Genomic DNA, 18,242 nt, shown 5'->3' with positions numbered 1-18,242 from the left:
TGCTCCTGAGTCATGGCGGACTCCTTGCTGTTCGCGGTGCGCATTGCCGCTACGGGCTACGCCCTCCGCGCCAATGCGCACCAGCATGAGAAACCAACCACTGTCAGATTTAGTCTAGTCCACTGCATAGAAGTGCACCACGTGGTCCTGCACTTGCAATGTCTTCGACATGATCTCGCGGATCAGGTACGCGTTGGGCGGAATGCGGATGTCGAGCGCGTCCTCGACGGCGCGCACCGAGGCGAGCGCGTGACATCCCGTGCATACGCCGCAGATGCGCTCGACGAACGCCCATGCGTCGCGCGGGTCGCGCCCCTTGAGAATTACTTCTAGCCCGCGCCACATGGTGCCGCTGGAAACGGCGTTGCGGATCACGTTGTTCGAATCAACATTGACCTCGACTCGCATATGGCCTTCTATGCGTGTGACCGGATCGACGACGATGCGGCGTCCGTTCTTACCGAGCTGAAACCCTGGGTTCGAAATGGCGGTCATCGTTGCTTTCCTTTGCGGCTTCGGCTGCACCCCGACGCGGGGTATAGCTGTTCTCCGTCGCGGTCGTCCATTGAGCCCTGCTTCGACTTGGCGTGCTGAATTGCCGAAGCGGCTGCATGCGCAGCAGTGGCGGCGCCCACCACGACGGCCGCGGTCGCGCCGATCTTGTCGGCGTTCGCTTCGACTCCGAACTGATCGATCCGCGTGAGCCGATCGTAGAAGGAGCCCTTATCCCAGAATCCTTCCTCAGAGCAACCGAAGCAGCCGTGGCCCGCCTGAATGGGGAAGCTCGTGCTGCCGTTCCAACGCACGGTCGAGCAGGCGTTGTATGTCGTCGGGCCCTTGCAGCCGACCTTGTAGAGGCAGTAGCCGCGCCGTGCCGCTTCGTCGTCCCACGACTCGACGAACTGGCCCGCGTCGAAATGCGGACGGCGGTAGCACTTGTCGTGAACACGCTGGCTGTAAAACATTTTCGGACGGCCTTGGCGATCCAATTCCGGTATCCGGTCGAACGTGAGCATGTAGGTAACGACGCCCGTCATCACCTCGGCGATCGGCGGGCAGCCTGGAACCTTGATGATCGCCTTGTCGGTGATCACCTTGTGGATCGGCACCGCCTGCGTCGGGTTCGGCTTTGCCGCCTGCACGCAGCCCCACGACGCGCACGCCCCCCACGAGATCACAGCCCTCGCGTCCTTCGACACACGGCGCAACTGATCGACGAATGGCTTTCCGCCAATAATGCAGCTCATGCCGTCTTGATTCAGCGGCGGATTGCCTTCGACGGCAAGGATGTAGTTGCCACGGTACTTCGTCATCACGTCTTCAAGGACCGCCTCGGCCTGGTGTCCCGCGGCAGCCATCAACAGGTCGTCGTAGTCGAGCGAGATCATTGAAAGCACGACGTCCTTCGCAAGCGGGTGCGCCGAGCGGATGAACGACTCTGAGCAGCAGGTGCATTCGAGTCCGTGTAGCCAGAGCACCGGCGTGCGAAGCTTGGTCTCCATTGCGTGGACAATCTTCGGCATGAACGCAGGTCCGAGGCCGAGCAACGTCGTCGTCAGCGAGCAGAATTTGAGGAAGCTACGGCGCGAGATCCCTTGGCGTCGCATGACTTCATAAAACGTTTCGATCACTATGTGGTCCCTTGATCGCGTTCGGCCCTGCGACGCTGGCATATACGACCGCGTCTTCGGGCGTCTCACTGTCGGTGATGCGTTCTGAAAATAACAAGATTCGTGCCGACTTCGTGTCGCGGGTCCCCAAAGAAAAAATATTCCGCGGCGCTTGCCATGATTGAGGTGGAGGCGGGAGGGACTACGGTGCTGCGCCGACAAAACCTTCTCGTAGTGGCGACGGGCCGTTCGGCTAACAGAGGTCAGCCAGTACAGCATTTTCACAGAACGAAGCAAAATATCTGGAGGTTCAGGAATCAACCTATGCGCCACCTTTTCGCACGGCGTGAAACTAGAAAAATTGCCGAGAAAGCTCGATAAATTCTTGGGGTGCCTGTCTTGTTTGTCCAATTCTCGACGACATATGTCGCCGTTGTCACGTTGAGGCTAGGCTGAAAAAGTCGCCGAATTTGCGACGTGTTGGCATTGTGGAACCGTATGGACTTCACACGCGCGGTGGGTGCGCTGCTTCGTGAAGCCGTGCGCCTGCGGTGCTTTGCTGTGGATTAGCCTTCTGGCTGGCGTAAGGGCTGTCAGCGTAGACCTTCCGCTCCTGGCCGTGTAGCAATTGCGGCAGCGGATGCACGTTGGCCGGCGCGAGCACTACGCTGTGCACCAGGCCACGCTGGCTGTCCTCGTCGATGTATAGCTTCGCGCCGAAGTACCATTGCTTGTCTTTGCGCATCTGATGCATTTGGGGGGCGCACGAGTTCTGCTCATGCTTCCTCGAATATTGGCGCACCGATGATGGTGGCATCCACGACCGTGACGCTCCTGAGTTTCATGCCGTTCGTCACCCGGCCGACTTCGGCAATCAATTTCTCACCTCAGCTTGAGGGTTTCAAGAAGACGGCAAAATTTCAGCAGTGTGGTGACGTCCAGTACTGCCTCCCAGTCCAGATTCTCGCAAAGCGACGCAACCTGGCACTAACGTAAAGAGCGTCTTCACAAGCGAAATCGGCCAGGTTCAAGCAGTGCTGGATAAAATGAAGGCGCAGCATGCGCTCCCGGTCAATCGGCGGGCGGCCATTGCCGCACCTCGGATAATACGGCTCGACCAGTGCGCAAAGCTCAGCCCACACGGCGAAACTGCGTTCATCGCGAGAAACTCATCACGTCGCGTCCGTTTGTGATGCGTCTCGAAAGCCGCACCTTCATCGGCGGCCATCCACAGCGTCGGCGGCTTCAACCTGTTCTGTCCTCCGAATCCACCCCGATCTATAACGCTCGCAGTAGCTCTGCGGTCGACTTGATCAGCGTTGCGTGAAGTACGCATTCGTGCGCTGGGAGATGTTGCATATCCGACAACGTCGAATATGCGACACCGCGGTTGCCGCGACAACGGAGAATTAAGGCGGCGGTTATGTCGCAACGACCACTTAACTTCGCCGGACGCTTATCAACTCGATGCTCATTGTCCGCTTGTGTGCAGAGTGCGGGCCGTGCTGGACAAAACCATCAATGGGCCTTTACGGCCGAAGTCACTCATCGTCGTGGAACCTCGACAGCTGCGGGCTTACCACCTCAATGCAGTGTCGCGATAGGGCGCTGCGTTGCGGTAAGATTCGCCCCCGCATCTTGATGACCACATAAACGGCGATACCGAAGAAGATGCCGTTTCCGAGCGCCGCCACGGTGCTCAAACGCTGTCGTCACCCAGTGGATGCGGCCATGCTGTGCGCGCGGTGGTACAAGTCCTACTCGTTAAACTTGCGCAATTTTGGTTCCCCTTTCGCTCCGCCGCGACTCTCAGTTTTTCGCCGCGGCCGCCAAGAAAGAAACGCCGCGGATTGGGCATTGATCTTGCGTTCTCAAGGGGCGCCCGGTGGAGTGTGCACCGTGCCGGGAAAACGCATCGCCCATTCCAAAAGGAGGCGTCACGATGGCGTTACTGGAACGAGCCGCATGGTATGACATTGCACGTGCCACCAACTGGACCTCAAGATATGTGACGGAGTCAGAGCTCTTTCCCGATCTCATGTCTGGGGCGCAAGGCATTCCCATGGCGAGTTGGGAAACCTACGACGAGCCCTACAAGACGTCGTATCCCGAGTATGTGCGCATCCAGCGTGAGAAGGATGCTGGCGCATATTCAGTCAAGGAGGCACTTGAGCGTAGCCGCATGTTCGAGGACGCCGATCCGGGGTGGCTCTCCATTCTGAAGGCGCACTACGGTGCAATTGCGCTCGGCGAATATGCGGCGATGAGCGCCGAGGCCCGAATGGTACGTTTCGGCCGTGCGCCCGGCATGCGCAATATGGCCACCTTCGGCATGCTCGACGAGAATCGTCATGGTCAGTTGCAGCTCTACTTCCCTCACGACTACTGTCCCAAGGATCGCCAGTTCGATTGGGCCCACAAGGCGTATCACACCAACGCGTGGGGTGCGATTGCCGCGCGCAGCGCGTTCGATGACCTGTTCATGTCGCGCAGTGCGATCGAAATCGCGGTCATGCTAACCTTCGCGTTCGAAACGGGTTTTACCAACATGCAGTTTCTCGGCCTCGCGGCCAATGCCGCCGAAGCGGGCGACTACACTTTTGCAAGCCTGATTTCCAGCATTCAGACTGATGAGTCGCGCCATGCGCAAATCGGGGGTCCCGCCTTGCAGATCCTGATTGCCAACGGCCGTAAAGAGCAAGCTCAAAAGCTCGTTGATGTCGCGATCGCGCGCGCGTGGCGTCTGTTCTGCCTGCTCACGGGCTCCTCGATGGATTACGCCACGCCACTCGTGCATCGCAAGCAGTCGTTCAAGGAATTCATGCGGGAATGGATCGTAGGTCAGTTCGAACGCACTCTGATCGACCTCGGACTCGACCTGCCATGGTACTGGGAACAGATCATTCGCGAGTTCGACTACCAGCACCATGCGTATCAATTGGCAATCTGGTTCTGGCGGCCTACTGTGTGGTGGAATCCTGCTGCCGGCATAACACCTGAGTGCCGCGACTGGCTCGAAGAAAAATATCCCGGCTGGAACGACACGTTCGGCAAAGTGTGGGATGTCATAGTCGATAACCTGCTTACCGGCAAGCCTGAGCTCACCGTTTCCGAGACGCTGCCGATCATCTGCAACATGAGCCAGTTGCCTATCTGCGCGATCCCTGGCAATGGCTGGAATGTAAAGGACCATCCGCTCGACTACAACGGCCGCACGTATCACTTCAACTCGGAAATTGATCGCTGGGTGTTCCAGCAGGACCCCGCTCGCTACCGCAATCACCTCTCGCTCGTTGATCGCCTACTGGCTGGGAAGATCCAGCCACCCAACCTGACGGGTGCGCTGAAGTACATGGAACTCGCCCCGGGCGAAAGTGGCGATGACGCGCACCATTACGCGTGGGTGAAGGCGTACTGCAACAAGCTTTACGAAGAAAAGTCTGCATGAAGCCGCGATTCAATAGAGGGCGATATGGCTCTTGTCCCTGTGATTTCTAATTTTCAGTACGACTTTGTATTGCAGCTCGTAACCGTGGATACCGACAATTCCATGGACGAGATCGCCGCCGCAGCATCTCATCATTCGGTGGGCCGGCGAGTAGCGCCTCAACCCGAAAAGGTGATCCGCGTGCGCCGCCAAGGTAGCAAGCAGTTCTATCCGCGCAACGCGAAACTCGGCGAGACCGACATCAAGCCGATGGAAACGCTGGAATTCATCTTTTGCGATGATTGAGGGCGACATGAAGTTTCGGAAAGTTTGCACTCTCGATGACCTGTGGGAGGCGGAGATGACCGAGGTGGAAGTGGATGGCCACGTGATCGTGTTGGTACGTCCCGAAGGCGGCGAGCCGCGCGGCTTTCAGGGCATTTGTCCGCACCACGACATTCAGCTCGTTGAAGGAAAATTCGATGGCCGCGTGCTGACGTGCCGGGCTCATCAGTGGACCTTCGACGCAAATACGGGCAAAGGAATCAATCCGGGTGACTGCCGTCTCGCCGAATATGCCGTGAAGCTCCAAGGCGACGATGTTCTGATTGCCGTAGAAGGCGTTCATGCGCTCTTTGCCCATTCCTGAGTCCGCAGGGGAACACAACATGAACATTGACAAGACCGCCGAAGCTTACCGTAACAACCGCGTGGGTCCGGTGCTTCGCGCGAGCAGAATCACGGCCGGCGTCATCGAAGCCGCGCACGAGGACAACCCCGGCAAGGCGATCCGCGTGGACGACAAGCTCGCATATGTGCGCATCGACGCGGACGGCGAACTGATCCTATGCCGCTCGACGTTGGAGGGAGCGCTGGGTCGGCCGTTCAGGATGTCCGAACTCGAAGTCAATCTCAGCTCGTTCGCGGGCCGCATCGAGACGACCGACGAGTATGTGCGTTTTTACTACGAAAAGACGCTTTAAGGAAGGTCAGCCGGAGTCCTGGCATCGACGCCCGTTCAGCTCTCTTGGAAGCATCGCGAATTAGTTGGGTAGAAGTGTAATGTCGCAGTTCGCTCGATCTTTCAACCAAGCCTCCGAATCTCTCGACACGATGCGGCGTGGTACCTTGGTCGGAGCCGATTTGCGCTGATCGAGCCGCATTTATGCGCCAGGCAAAAACGGACGACCGCTTTTCCCGATCGCGACGATGCCGCAAATTCGGTTTATGGAGCATAAGGTTCGCTCTGTCGGACCCTGCAATGGAAGAGGCGCAGTATCGCGAGTTGCTGGGTCTCGATGGCGGCATGGTGCACTGAACCAGAGCGATTGTCTGGACGCTATGCACCATAAGATCGACCGGCTCAAGGCAAAGATCCGTGCCAAGATTGAACATCCCTTTCCCATCATCAAGCGACAGTTCGGCTATGCGAGGGCCCGCTATATGGGGTTGGTGAAAATGCCGTCCAGACCACGACGCGGTCTGCTCTTAGCGATTTATGGATGATGCGCAGAGCTTTGCGAAACACTGAAGATCTGCCCGTGCAGTTATATGTTTCACCGGCACGGCAACTGACGGGTGACTCTGCCGGGAAATCTCCACACAAGAATGTCGTCGCCGTTCAGACTGCGATGAGCGTGGAGGATCACCGCTCCGAAAGCGACCTCTGCAACCCTTCCTTAACTGGAGACAATCATGACGCAACCCGAAGTCCTCAAGCCACTGAAAACATGGAGCCATCTGGCGGCCCGGCGGCGCAAGCCAAGCGAGTACGAGATCGTCACGACCAATTTGCACTACACGACCGACAATCCCGATGCGCCGTTCGAGCTCGATCCGAACTTCGAAATGGCGCAATGGTTCAAGCGAAACCGCAATGCTTCCCCGCTTACTCGGCCCGACTGGAATGCGTTCCGCGATCCTGACGAGCTCGTCTACCGCACCTACAACATGCTCCAGGACGGGCAGGAAACGTATGCCTTCGGGCTGCTAGACCAGTTCTCCGCACGCGGTCACGACACCATGCTCGCACGCACCTGGGCGGGCACGCTCGCGCGCCACTACACGCCCTCCCGCTTCCTGTTCCATGCACTGCAAATGGGCTCGGCATATCTGACCCAGATGGCGCCCGCTTCCACGATCTCAAACTGCGCTGCTTACCAGACAGCGGACACTCTGCGCTGGCTCACTCACACGGCGTATCGCACCAAAGAGCTGTCGCAGACGTTCGGCGACCTCGGCTTCGGCACTGACGAGCGGTACTACTGGGAGGACGATCCAGCATGGCAGGGCTGGCGCAAGCTCGTCGAGCACGCACTCACAGCATGGGACTGGGCGGAGAGCTTCGCCGCGCTGAACCTCGTCGCGCGCCCGGCGGTGGAAGAAACAGTCTTGCGAAGCCTCGGAGTGGCTGCGCGGCACAACGGCGATACGCTGCTCGGCCTCATCACCGATGCGCAGTTGATCGATGCACAGCGCCATCGGCGATGGGCCGCCGAACTCGTTCGCATGGCGCTTGAGGAGCAAAACAACCGCGCGGTGCTGACGGCTTGGGTGAGCAAGTGGGAATCGCTCGCCGACAAAGCTATCGCGGCGTGGTGCGTTGCGCTCCCCGACTCACCGGACGCCAGTGCGCACGCGAAAGCGGCCACGCGCGAGTTCAGGGGCTCCGTCGGTATATGAGTGTCGGCACGAGCCGGCCCATGCATGCCCGCACGATGTCCTCGAAACGTTCGGCCATTTCGTCGATTTCACACGCCGACGAGATGAAAGGCGGCGCGAACAGCACATGGTTGCCCTCCACGCCGTCAGCGGTACCCGAGCCCGGATAGATCAACAGGCCGTGCTGGAGCGCTTCCCGCTTGAGCCGCGCAGCGAACGTCGCGCCGCCAGTATACGGTGCCTTTGAATCGCGGTCCTCGACGAACTCCACGCCGACAAACAGCCCCCGGCCCCGCACGTCCCCGACGATTTCGACATTTGCGAATCGCTCCTTCAGCCGTGCGCGCAACTGATGCCCGCGCACGACGACTGCGTCGAGCAGATGATCGTCTTCTATTGTGCGCTGCACTTCGAGCGCGACGGCGCACGCGAACGGGTGATTTACGTGCGTTTGCCCATTGCCGAGCACGCCCGTGCCCTGTGCCATCGCATCGTGCACGGCGGCCGACATCAGTACCGCGGCGATCGGCTGATAGCCGGCCGCGAGACCCTTGCCAATTGCCACGAGATCAGGAACGACGCCATCCTCGAGATAGGCGTACACTAAACCGGTCCGCCCCATGCCGGCCATCACCTCGTCGAGCAGCAGAAGCACGTCATGACGTTCGCAGACTTCACGGATCTTCTTCAGGTAGCCCGGCACAGGAGGCACCGCGCCGTTGGTTGACCCGACTACCGTCTCGGCGACGAACGCCGCGACGTTCTCCGCGCCAAGCGTGCGAATCTTGTCGTCGAGCTCCTGTGCGAGGCGGCCCGCGTACTGCTCATCACTCTCACCCGCGCGCCGGTGCCGGTAGGCATAGCACGGCGACACAAACTCGGCGCGCGGCAGCAGCGGCTCGAACACCGAGCGGCGCTGTGGATTGCCGGAGATCGCGAGCGTCCCCAACGTGCTGCCATGATAGCCTTGTCGGCGCGCGATGAAGATCGATTTCGACGGCTTGCCGCGCTCGCACTGATACTGATAGGCGATCTTCATCGCGAGTTCCATCACCTCTGAGCCACCTGACAGGAACTGCGCCTTCGCGAGCCCATTCGACGCCGCGACCAGCCGCTCGGCCAACTCCTCCGCCGCGGGCGTAGTGAAGCTGCCCGCATGCGTCCACGCAATCTTGCGCGCCTCGCGCTCCATCGCCGCGACGATGCGCGGATGCGCATGGCCGAGGCTCGAGACGGCAACGCCTCCGCACGTATCCAGATAGCGCCTGCCCGAAGCGTCCTCGATCCAGACACCCGAGCCCCTCACTGCGACGATCGGGGATGAGTTCAGATTTTTGTATACGAGCGCCGACATGGCATTTTTTCCCAGTTTTCATTGGATGGGTCAAGACGGTAGCAGCGATCCCATGATGTGGGCGCGCGATGAAAGCTCGGGCTGAAACGCGAAGAATTGCCGATCCGACGCAACCAGCCTACAGGTACGAGCACCAGCATGTGCAGCGAATAGAACAGCACTCTGAGCAGCATCGCCTTCTCCTTTCGAGTTTCGACACTGGCTCAGTCGAGCGGAATCTCGACGCGCCAGTCGGTCGCTTCCTGAAACGCTGGCTGCTCGGTTCGCACGAGTACATGCGAACCGAGCACGAGCACGTCCATCTCCGTGCGCATGAAGCACGCGTATGCTTCTTCTGGCTTGCAGACTATCGGCTCGCCGCGTACGTTGAACGACGTGTTAACGAGCACCGAGCAGCCCGTTCTGCGCTTGAATGCGAGCAACAGCTTCGTGAACGGGGCGTTGTTTTGCGTGCTCACGGTCTGGATGCGCGCGGACAGATCGACGTGCGTGATCGCGGGCAATGTCGACCGCACGTCGTTGATGCTGCCGAGGCCGCGGCGATAATCGCCGGGGCCGCGTGTGACATCGGTCTTGATCGCATCGGCGATCTGAGACACGATCAGCATATAGGGGCTCTCTTCGCGCGAGTCGAAGTAGCGTGTCACATCCTCGAGAAGTACGGCGGGCGCGAAGGGCCGGAACGACTCGCGGTATTTGATCTTAAGGTTCATTTTGCGTTGCATTTCGGGATCGCGCGGATCGCCGAGGATCGAACGCGCACCAAGTGCCCGCGGACCGAATTCCATTCGACCCTGAAACCAGCCAACCACGGTCCCGTTGGCGATATGCGTCGCCACCTCGTCATAGAGGGCATCGCCCTCAAACGACTTGTAGCAGTACCGGTTTGCGTCCAGGAACGCAGCGATCTCATCATCGCTGAAGCTTGGTCCAAGCAGCGCGCCGCGCATCGCGTCTGAACCGCTCGCGGCGAGATGCGGGCGACCGTCGAGTCCGACCGCGAGGTCCATCGCAGCGCCCAGCGCGCAGCCCGCGTCGCCGGCTGCTGGCTGGACCCAGATCGAATCGAATTCGCCGGAACGGCTCAACACACCATTTACGACGCAGTTGAGCGCGACACCGCCCGCGAGGCACAGATTCCGCTCGCCGGTCTGCTCGACGGCAGATCTGGCGAGACCGAGCACGAGCTCCTCGGTCACCTTTTGTACCGACGCGGCCAGATCACATTCGCGCTGCGAGATCGGACTTTCCGGCTTGCGGGATGGGCCGCCGAAAAGCCGCTCGAATCGCTCGCCGATCATCCGGTCGCCCTTCAGGTACTCGAAATAACGCATATTTAGCGTAAACGAGCCGTCCGGCCGGATGTGAATCAGCTCGTCGCGAATCTTCTGGGCGTAGACCGGCTTGCCGTACGGCGCGAGCCCCATCAGCTTGTACTCACCCGAATCGACCTTGAACCCGCAGTAATACGTGAATGCCGAATAGAATAATCCGACGGAGTGCGGATACGAGATTGAGTTGCAGAGCTCAAGCGACGTGCCCGACCCGCGCCACACGGTCGTCGAATGCCATTCGCCGATTCCGTCGATACAGAGCACGGCGCTCCGCTCATACGGCGAGGGAAAGAACGCCGCCGCCGCGTGCGAACGATGGTGCCGACAAGCGACGACCTTCGGCGCGCAACCGCAGCCGAGCTGGGCGATTTCCTTGTCGACGTGTTCGAGCACGCGGCGCTTCCAGCGCAACCATTCCGGCATGGTGCGTGAAAACGCGGCTGCGCCGCCGATGCCGGCGCTCGCAAACGACGACATGACGCGTGAGAATTTTTCCTTCGGGTCTTCGTAGTAGACGATCGCGGCGAGATCGTCTAGCTGGATGCCCGCTTCGCCAAGGCAATAGCGAATGCCGTTCGCCGGAAATCCGCTATCGTGGCGAATCCTTGTGAAACGTTCTTCCTGCACCGCCGCGATAGGTACGCCATCACTGATTAGAGCGGCCGCGCTGTCGTGATAAAACGCCGAGATGCCCAGAATATGGTTGGCCATGCGAGAAGGACCGTCCGTAGATCGATTTCAAAAAACGAGGGGTGCGCGTCAGTACGACGGCCTTGTGAGCTGCGCTCGCGGTGTCTCGGCGCGCCCGTCAGCAGGCTGCTGCGACAGATGTGCGAACGCGTCGCTTCGCCCTTTCTTGACGAGTCCGGCGAGAGCCGGTACAAGCGACGCAACAAGCACCACGCTCATCGCAATGTTGAATGCGCGCAAGGCATGCGGTTTCGTCAAGAAGCGACGTAGGAACGTCCCGAAGAGCACCCATACCATCGAGCACGGCGAGCCGAATGCAAAAAACAGTAGCGCGATCGCGAGTACGTCCAACCTGTACGAGTCCGATGTCGACGCATAAGTGAGCACCGCGCCGACCGCCATTACCCACGCTTTTGGATTGATCCACTGGAACAATGCTGCCGACAGAAAGCCTAGAGGCGATGCCGCCTTCGCATCGAAGTTCACCGTCGGCGACGTCGCAATCCGGTATGCGAGGTACAGCATGTAGACGGCGCCGGCGAACTGCAATACGTCGTGCAACGCCGGGAAGCGGCGGAAGACGGCCCCCGCCCCGAGCCCGACCGCAGTCAGCATAAGCGGAAAGCCGACATTGATCCCCGCGACGTGGCGCATTGTGCGCGCCGCGCCGAAGTTGACACCGGATGACATCAGCATCACATTGTTTGGCCCCGGCGTCACACAGGTCGAAATTACGAATAGGATGATCGACAGATAGTCCATTGCCGCTCCTCGTGGGCGCTCAGCGATAGTCTTCGAGTTGGCCGCGGCGGCGGACGTCGACCGACACGCAATGGAACCCACCGCTCAAGCTGCGCGCATGCCGCATTGGCAGCGGCGCAACGTCGATGCGGTGCTTTTCCAACGCACGGATCAGCTCGATCTGCCGGTCATTGACCACGGCAAGCGACGGGTTGACCATGATGAAGTTCATTCCCTGCCAGATCGATGCGCGTGGATACGACCAGCAGTAGCCGGTATCAACCATCCCCGGGCACCAGACTACTTCCCAGTTGCGGAAAATCGCTGGCACCTGCGCGCGCGAAATCCGCTCGGGACTTAGGACAACGAGTCCCGGGCGCACGAGCGTAATCGTAGTGTCGATATGCGTGCCGTCGTAGACTCCCTCGATCGGATGCACGCGATAACCCTCCCCGAGCGTACGTTGCAGCCATTCGTACCCGAGCCGGTTGCCGCTGCGCGAGACAAGGTAGAGAATGTCGCGCCCCATCCGGATCACGTTTGCCGCATCGAAGATCGGTTCGTCATTGGCAAGGATCTCGCCGTCGGTGGGCTTGACGCGATACGCGCTGTCGGGCAAGCGAGGCTTAGGCGCCGAGATCCATTTGGCGCCGCTGGCGAAGTAGTCGAGCAGGTGCGAGTGATAGGCATGCGATTCGAAGTAGCGACTTCGCAGCGTCATCGGCGCTTCGATGATCAGGTCGCCTATAGGTAGCAGCACATCGCGCGGGCAATAGTTGTATTCGCCGTCAGTCTGCCAGCCCGGTGCGCCGAACGCCGCCGTATGATCGACCGGCTCGGGACGCCTGACCGTCACGCCTTGGCTGCGCAGGAACAGCGCGAACCTGTCGAGGTCTTCGTTCGCCTCGGCGATCACATGCGCCGGATACGGTCCGGACGGAATCTGGTCAGCGCGCTCATGATGGTCGGCGTAATCGAGTGCGAAGAGTCCCGGATCGGCGCGCGGCACTTGCGCGCCGTCCGCGATCCCGACAATCATCTCTTCGAGCGGATCCCATTCGTTATGTACGTTGACGAGCGACATCGTTTCTCCATGCTTGGTTGAATTGAAATCGAAATCCCGTGCGGCGCTCAGGCGGACGCCGCGACCGGAGTGTGCTGATTGAGCAAGAGTGGCGCGCTGTCGGCTTCGGTCGCGATACGCATCCAAGGCCGCAGCCCCAACGCGCCGAGCAGCCGTTCGCCGCGGCTCGGCAACGGCGCAAGCGATTCGTAGCCGACGCGGATCCTTTCCCAGCTCGCACGCGCCGCGCCCGTCTCAATCGAAGCGGCCTGTCGCATGTACACGTCGATGGCGTCGACAGCCCACGCCGAATGACCAGCCGACACGTTGTCGATCGAGTTGTGAATGTCGACGAAGTCAGTGCTGAAGCCGTAGTGTCGGAGAAAGCGCCGTGCGGAGCGATAGCTGCCGCCGACGCCGGAAAGTTCCATCGCGAGGTTCATTCCGAGGATTTCCGGCATAAATCTGCGCGGCAGCTTGCCGAGACAGAGCCAGTAAACTGGCAACCGGAACGACTCGTCCCGCAAGCGAGGATCGTATGCGAACGCACGCGTGCCCGTCGGCGGTAGCTCAATACCCATTTCGCGCAGGCCGTCGCGGAAGATCCTCGGATGGTTCAGTTGATAGCAGCCGTTGCCGAGTTCGTCCCAGTACGTTTGAAACAACGCGAAGCCGACCTGCGACGCGGCGAGGCGCCAGTCGCTGAAGCCCTGTAGCCACGAGCCGTCGATCAGCGTAAGTGGCGCAAGCTGCAATGTGGAGTCGACCACCGCTTCGCGCGACGGCATGTCCTCAGGGTCGCTCCGCACGAACTCGAGTCCTTGCAGGTCGTGCTGATCGAGCAGCCATTCGCGCAGCGCGCCGACGCGCCAAGCGCGCGGCAAGCCGCGTTGCGAACGATTCAGGGAGCGCCTCGCGCGGGCGATCCAGCGGTTGGCATAGTCGATCGCAAGCCGCTGCATGCGAGGCGCCATCGCGCGGCCCTGCAGTGCGAAGTAGAGGTCGCGCAAATTCGAGGGCGCGAGGCTGCGCGCGATGTCGTCGACGCAGGGAGCGATAGCCGGGGTACAGGGGCCGGCGCCTGCGAGGGCCGGCTGTGCGTCGCGCACGGCTTCAGGCGACCCAAGCCGCGACTCGGGCAAACAGTTGATCCAGCGCCTGATGATCGCGAGGTCGTCGTCGCTGAACACACGAAACATTCGGCCGCTCGGACCAATCAGTGTTGTGACGAGAAGGCTGCGGTCGGCAAACCCTGGCACGACAAGTCGGCTTCTCGCGAGCGCATCAACGAGCGGTAGCGGATTATGCATCGCTTCCTCGAACCACTCGGCCAAGGCGCGGCCCTCGAGCCGGTACTCGTGATGATAGACGGCGCCTTCGCGCGCCCTCGCCCGCATTAGCTGGGCCATCGCCGCGCGCGGCGACACTGCACGTCCCGCGGCCTCGATCACGACGTCGTCCCACTCGCGCAGTGCAACGCCCGCCCATGCGATCGCGCGCTCAATGCGCTGGCGCCACTTCTCGCTTCGCGCGACGAACCGTTCGACGACCCATTGCGAGATCGGCTGCGCCGCTGTCTCGTCCGTGAGACCGACGAACGTGCGCAGATCTAGCCCATGTGAATCGAATAGGACCCCCGGCGCATCGCGCAGCGCAGTCCAGCAAGGCGCCAGCCCCATCGCGCGAAATGCGAGATCGATGCCGGCGAGCTCTGGCCCGAACGCGTCGCTTCGACGGCTCATCGCAAGCAGGAGAGCTGGCAATCGAAACGCCTCGTCGCGAATCGCCGGCAGTGTCGACAACTCGAAGGGCTCAAGCGCGAAGCGCGAGTGGCCGGCTTGCCGCAGCAACGCCTTAAAGTGGTCGTAGCGCGACGCCTCCGGTAGGCCGACACCGACGTCGCCTGCAAAGAGCGCCATCATGCGTAGATGCACTTCGTCCTCAAACACGCCGGGCGCGCTCATTCCCTGGAGCCAGCAGCCGAGCGACGAGGCGAGCGGCGCCGACTGAACGAGCAGCGTGCCGACGAACACTCCGATACCGGCCGTGCGCCGAGCCTCGTCGTAAATCCGCAGATAGTCGGCGTGCCGCGTAGTGCTCCATGCGCCGATATTCCCGGCGAGAGAACGCCAATCCGCCCCGCTCGGCGCATCGGACAATCCGTCAAACTTCGTTAGCGCAACGATGCCGTCGCTATCCAGAAACGACTCTGGATCCATCGCCTGTCGATAAATCTCTCGCCACATATTTGTCCCTTGAGGGTGTAACGATCCGGACGGCAACCCGAGAGCCGCCTTTCTTTCCGCGGGGACCGCTCAAGCGGTTAAAACATCGGATAGATCGACGAATCGGCCTTCTTCTTTTTCTTGTAGAACCAATGAGCCAACAAACGTTTGATGAGACGCATGACTCCTCCTTTCAAATGGCATCAAGAATGAGCTTCGAAACGAACTCATGCCCCCGATCCGTAAAGTGGATACGATCGACAAAGAGCCATTGATCGGGCTGAAGCGTTTCCGAAATGATTGGCGTGATGTTGACGAATTTTACGTCGAGCTTTTTCGCACCTTCTTCGAGCTTCGCCGCGTAGGCGGCGCAGACATCGCGATGCAGGATATCGCCGTAGGCGTCGCTAAAGCGGCCAACACGATCAAGCTCCGCGAAGAGAGCCTCCTCCTGTGGGCAACCCTTCGCACGCACCCAGCCCGCCAGCGGCTGAAGGATGAAGGTGAGCTTCGCGCCGAGATCTGCCGCGATCGCGCGCCACACGTCGAGGTGGCGCAGCGTCAGGTCCGCCGCGAAATCGATCTGGTCGACCATCGGAGGCGGCGGCTCGGCATCGCGGGCGCGGTCGAAGAGCGGCCACCCCTTGCGCTTGCCAGCCACAGGCTCGGAACTGAACGCGTCGAAGAACTGACCGCAGTTGAAAAACGCTCCGTGCTCGAGACGGTTGCGGGCGGGCTGCCGTGCGAGCCCGAGGTTATTGAACCCAGAGAACAGCACGATCTCCTCGATTTTCGGCAACAAGTGCCGATAGAGCGTGAGAAGGATCACCTCCTGCGCTGAGTTGAAGCTGCGCCCGCCAAAGTTGAGCCACGGCGCGGCGCGCTGATCGTTCTCAGAGAGCCGCGACGACAACGTCCAACGATCGGCGCTCGCGCCGATGCCGAACACCGTCGAGCTGCCGGCAAGCAAGCGGGCCGAGTGCATGCCCGCGTGATCGGAAACCGAAGAGCGGATGCCGCCGCGATCGGAGTAACGAAATCCGCTACAGTCCGTATTGACCACTGAGGAACGGTAATTGACCGGATGGAAGTACATCATGTACGGCAACCACCGCACCTCGCCTGCGTCGGTGAATTTCCTCTCGTAGCCCGCCATTTGCGGCGTCAGTTCCAATCTTGCACTCATTAACGCTCCCTCAGGTTATACACAGGCAGGCGATCAATGGACTATCAATAAAATTGCAACCCGCACAAAAAACTCTTTATGGATAACGTAATACATCGATATTAAATACTACGGATTCTGAATGGCGCAAATGTCACTCGCGGCACCAGCGTGCACTACCCCTCAGCATAGCGGCCAACAGCCCGCCGCAAAACACTCTCTTTTTTCTGCTCATAGATAATTCTTACCGCAAAAAGGTTACTAGGCCTCCACCTTCACTGGCTCCAATACTGCCTGCGTTTTCCGCAAATCACTGGTACGGGCAACACTGACTGAGTCTGAATGATGCCATGCGGGCGGGTGGAACGACCAGAATAACGACATCAAATGTATTGATGTTAATGGCCCGCTAGGTTGATGGAGAGCGCGGTAGAATATTCGCAATGAAAAAGACAGTATTGCTTCTTCAAGGTGATTGGTTGCCTGCCATCTTCATCAACTGATCGATTCGCTGGTCCGACGAAAAAATGCGATAAATAATAACTATGTCTAGTCTAGACATCATGTATGGACCTGCCGCACCTCAAGGTACGCGGATTAAGCTTGAGGTCGGTTACTCCGCGGCTCAGAGCCGCATTGAGGGGGCAGGTCATGAACAAGTTTAGCAAGTACGTGGGCCTGGATGTACATCAGGAAACGATCGCCGTGGCGGTCGCCGACACGGCCGGCGAGCTGCGGTATACGGGCGAGGTCGTGAACACGCCCGAGGCCATCGCGAAACTGGTAACACAGATCAAACGCGGCACGGGAAGGTTGTCGTTCTGCTACGAAGCCGGCCCCTGCGGCCACACAATTTGCCGACAGCTGCTTCAGCTCAAGCAGGACTGTCAGGTCGTGGCGCCGTCGCTGATTCCGAAGAAGCCGGGCGAACGTGTGAAGACCGACCGGCGCGATGCCCTAAGCCTGGCGCGCCTGCACCGAGCCGGCGAGTTGAGCCCCGTGTGGATTCCGGACGAGGCACAGGAGGCGCTGCGCGATCTGACCCGTGCGCGGGAGGACATGAAGCATCTGCAACGCCAGGCCAAGCAACGGCTGCTGTCGTTTCTGTCGCGCCATGGCCATCGCTACGCGGGCCGCTCGAGGTGGACGCAAGCGCACTGGCGCTGGCTGGAGGGCATCAAGTTCGCCCGGCCGGAGCAACAGATTGTGCTGCAGGAATATATCGACACGGTGCAGGCCTGTGGCAGCCGTGTGGCCAGTCTCGAGCGCGAAGTCGAGACAGCCGCGCACGCCAGCCCGGTTTGGCCAGTGATCGAGGCGTTGATGGCGCTGCGCGGCATCTGTTTGCTTGCGGCTGTGACGGTGGTCGCGGAACTCGGCGATCTCGCACGCTTCGCTGGCGCGCCCGAACTGATGGCCTATCTGGGTCTGGTGCCAAGCGAACACTCCAGCGGCAAGCGCGAACGCCGTGGCGCCATCACCAAGACGGGCAACAGCCATGTGCGACGCGTGCTGGTTGAAGCAGCGTGGACCTACCGTCATCCCGCACGAAAGACCGCAATCCTGCAGCGGCGCGCAGAGCGTACACCGCCGGAGGTCCAGGAGATCGCATGGTCGGCGCAAAAGCGGCTGTGTCAGCGCTTTCGAAACCTGATGGCACGCGGCAAGCTCAAGAACCAGGTCTGTACCGCCATTGCGCGCGAACTCGTAGGCTTTATCTGGGCTATCGGGCAACACGTCGCCCCCCTCAGTTGGGCTTAGCCAGCATGAGAGGTTAGTTGGGCACGCAACAGGATGTTTGGGCCAGGACCAGGCAATGGTGGGAGAACCCTCGTGGCAACACTAGTCCAGTGAACCAATGAAATTGCACTGATCTAATAGTGCATGGGCAAAATGAATCTGAGTGAAACCGAGCGCGAAGACCTGATGTCGATGCAGCGCAGCCGCACAATGGCCGTTGGCGAGGTGAGGC

At 60.3% G+C, this 18,242-nt stretch carries 14 protein-coding genes and 3 pseudogenes; 7 read left to right on the top strand and 10 right to left on the bottom strand.

Annotation, left to right across the window (positions count from 1 at the left end):
• Nucleotides 1–126: 126 nt before the first annotated feature.
• The 3 genes and pseudogenes from AB4Y40_RS41925 to AB4Y40_RS41915 all read right to left on the bottom strand — a co-directional run.
• A pseudogene (locus tag AB4Y40_RS41925) lies at nt 127–495 on the bottom strand (nickel-dependent hydrogenase large subunit); the annotation flags it as partial.
• Nucleotides 492–1,631: a hydrogenase small subunit gene (locus AB4Y40_RS41920; protein WP_368692876.1), complete on the bottom strand. Its 1,140-nt coding sequence runs from the start codon at nt 1,629–1,631 to the stop codon at nt 492–494. The gene AB4Y40_RS41920 and the pseudogene AB4Y40_RS41925, both read right to left, overlap by 4 nt.
• 465 nt (nt 1,632–2,096) lie before the next feature.
• Nucleotides 2,097–2,838, bottom strand: a pseudogene (locus AB4Y40_RS41915) (IS5 family transposase); the annotation flags it as partial.
• 714 nt (nt 2,839–3,552) lie between these two features.
• Here AB4Y40_RS41915 and AB4Y40_RS41910 point away from each other — a divergent pair.
• The 6 genes and pseudogenes from AB4Y40_RS41910 to AB4Y40_RS41885 all read left to right on the top strand — a co-directional run bounded on the left by AB4Y40_RS41910 (nt 3,553) and on the right by AB4Y40_RS41885 (nt 7,719).
• On the top strand, nt 3,553–5,058 hold the full coding sequence (locus AB4Y40_RS41910; protein ID WP_368692875.1) for a YHS domain-containing protein: 1,506 nt from the start codon (nt 3,553–3,555) through the stop codon (nt 5,056–5,058).
• Nucleotides 5,059–5,082: 24 nt separating this feature from the next.
• Entirely contained in the window at nt 5,083–5,343 is a 261-nt protein-coding gene (locus AB4Y40_RS41905) for a toluene-4-monooxygenase system B family protein (RefSeq protein ID WP_368692874.1), read from the top strand.
• A 7-nt stretch (nt 5,344–5,350) separates the two neighbouring features.
• A complete protein-coding gene (locus tag AB4Y40_RS41900; protein WP_368692873.1) occupies nt 5,351–5,686 on the top strand; it encodes a Rieske 2Fe-2S domain-containing protein in 336 nt (111 codons plus the stop codon).
• Nucleotides 5,687–5,705: 19 nt separating this feature from the next.
• Nucleotides 5,706–6,020: an MmoB/DmpM family protein gene (locus AB4Y40_RS41895; protein ID WP_368692872.1), complete on the top strand. Its 315-nt coding sequence runs from the start codon at nt 5,706–5,708 to the stop codon at nt 6,018–6,020.
• A 331-nt stretch (nt 6,021–6,351) separates the two neighbouring features.
• Nucleotides 6,352–6,560, top strand: a pseudogene (locus AB4Y40_RS41890) (IS5/IS1182 family transposase); the annotation flags it as partial.
• 172 nt (nt 6,561–6,732) lie between these two features.
• The gene (locus AB4Y40_RS41885) at nt 6,733–7,719 is read left to right on the top strand and encodes an aromatic/alkene monooxygenase hydroxylase subunit beta (RefSeq protein ID WP_368692871.1); all 987 of its coding nucleotides are present in this window, start codon (nt 6,733–6,735) and stop codon (nt 7,717–7,719) included.
• On the opposite strand, the gene AB4Y40_RS41880 is transcribed toward AB4Y40_RS41885, so the two are convergent.
• The 7 genes from AB4Y40_RS41880 to AB4Y40_RS41850 all read right to left on the bottom strand — a co-directional run bounded on the left by AB4Y40_RS41880 (nt 7,697) and on the right by AB4Y40_RS41850 (nt 16,054).
• Nucleotides 7,697–9,052 (bottom strand): aspartate aminotransferase family protein, encoded by a 1,356-nt coding sequence (locus AB4Y40_RS41880; RefSeq protein WP_368692870.1) that lies wholly within the window; start codon nt 9,050–9,052, stop codon nt 7,697–7,699. The two genes, AB4Y40_RS41885 and AB4Y40_RS41880, sit on opposite strands and share 23 nt — an antisense overlap.
• The gene (locus tag AB4Y40_RS41875; RefSeq protein WP_368692869.1) at nt 9,025–9,225 is read right to left on the bottom strand and encodes a hypothetical protein; all 201 of its coding nucleotides are present in this window, start codon (nt 9,223–9,225) and stop codon (nt 9,025–9,027) included. Before AB4Y40_RS41875 ends, AB4Y40_RS41880 begins: the two co-directional genes overlap by 28 nt.
• 30 nt (nt 9,226–9,255) lie before the next feature.
• The gene (locus tag AB4Y40_RS41870) at nt 9,256–11,097 is read right to left on the bottom strand and encodes a carbamoyltransferase (RefSeq protein WP_368692868.1); all 1,842 of its coding nucleotides are present in this window, start codon (nt 11,095–11,097) and stop codon (nt 9,256–9,258) included.
• Between the two features lie 48 nt (nt 11,098–11,145).
• Nucleotides 11,146–11,838: a LysE family translocator gene (locus tag AB4Y40_RS41865; RefSeq protein ID WP_368692867.1), complete on the bottom strand. Its 693-nt coding sequence runs from the start codon at nt 11,836–11,838 to the stop codon at nt 11,146–11,148.
• A 19-nt stretch (nt 11,839–11,857) separates the two neighbouring features.
• The gene (locus tag AB4Y40_RS41860) at nt 11,858–13,027 is read right to left on the bottom strand and encodes an inosamine-phosphate amidinotransferase 1 (protein WP_368692866.1); all 1,170 of its coding nucleotides are present in this window, start codon (nt 13,025–13,027) and stop codon (nt 11,858–11,860) included.
• Entirely contained in the window at nt 12,949–15,162 is a 2,214-nt protein-coding gene (locus AB4Y40_RS41855) for an iron-containing redox enzyme family protein (protein ID WP_368692865.1), read from the bottom strand. Before AB4Y40_RS41855 ends, AB4Y40_RS41860 begins: the two co-directional genes overlap by 79 nt.
• 136 nt (nt 15,163–15,298) lie before the next feature.
• A complete protein-coding gene (locus AB4Y40_RS41850) occupies nt 15,299–16,054 on the bottom strand; it encodes a hypothetical protein (protein WP_368692864.1) in 756 nt (251 codons plus the stop codon).
• Between the two features lie 867 nt (nt 16,055–16,921).
• On the opposite strand from AB4Y40_RS41850, the gene AB4Y40_RS41845 reads away from it, so the two are divergent.
• Nucleotides 16,922–18,031, top strand: coding sequence for an IS110 family transposase (locus AB4Y40_RS41845; RefSeq protein WP_368692863.1), 1,110 nt, complete (start codon nt 16,922–16,924; stop codon nt 18,029–18,031).
• Nucleotides 18,032–18,242: the final 211 nt, after the last annotated feature.

Source organism: Paraburkholderia sp. EG287B (assembly GCF_040965595.1).
GTDB lineage: Bacteria > Pseudomonadota > Gammaproteobacteria > Burkholderiales > Burkholderiaceae > Paraburkholderia.
This window is presented reverse-complemented; position numbering and strand designations above follow the sequence as displayed.

Coding starts and splice junctions, on each gene's coding strand:
- AB4Y40_RS41910 (WP_368692875.1), top strand. CDS start 3,553: ATGGCGTTACTGGAACGAGCCGCATGGTATGACATTGCACGTGCCACC.
- AB4Y40_RS41880 (WP_368692870.1), bottom strand. CDS start 9,052: ATGTCGGCGCTCGTATACAAAAATCTGAACTCATCCCCGATCGTCGCA.
- AB4Y40_RS41900 (WP_368692873.1), top strand. CDS start 5,351: ATGAAGTTTCGGAAAGTTTGCACTCTCGATGACCTGTGGGAGGCGGAG.
- AB4Y40_RS41865 (WP_368692867.1), bottom strand. CDS start 11,838: ATGGACTATCTGTCGATCATCCTATTCGTAATTTCGACCTGTGTGACG.
- AB4Y40_RS41905 (WP_368692874.1), top strand. CDS start 5,083: ATGGCTCTTGTCCCTGTGATTTCTAATTTTCAGTACGACTTTGTATTG.
- AB4Y40_RS41870 (WP_368692868.1), bottom strand. CDS start 11,097: ATGGCCAACCATATTCTGGGCATCTCGGCGTTTTATCACGACAGCGCG.
- AB4Y40_RS41875 (WP_368692869.1), bottom strand. CDS start 9,225: ATGCTGCTCAGAGTGCTGTTCTATTCGCTGCACATGCTGGTGCTCGTA.
- AB4Y40_RS41885 (WP_368692871.1), top strand. CDS start 6,733: ATGACGCAACCCGAAGTCCTCAAGCCACTGAAAACATGGAGCCATCTG.
- AB4Y40_RS41845 (WP_368692863.1), top strand. CDS start 16,922: ATGAACAAGTTTAGCAAGTACGTGGGCCTGGATGTACATCAGGAAACG.
- AB4Y40_RS41895 (WP_368692872.1), top strand. CDS start 5,706: ATGAACATTGACAAGACCGCCGAAGCTTACCGTAACAACCGCGTGGGT.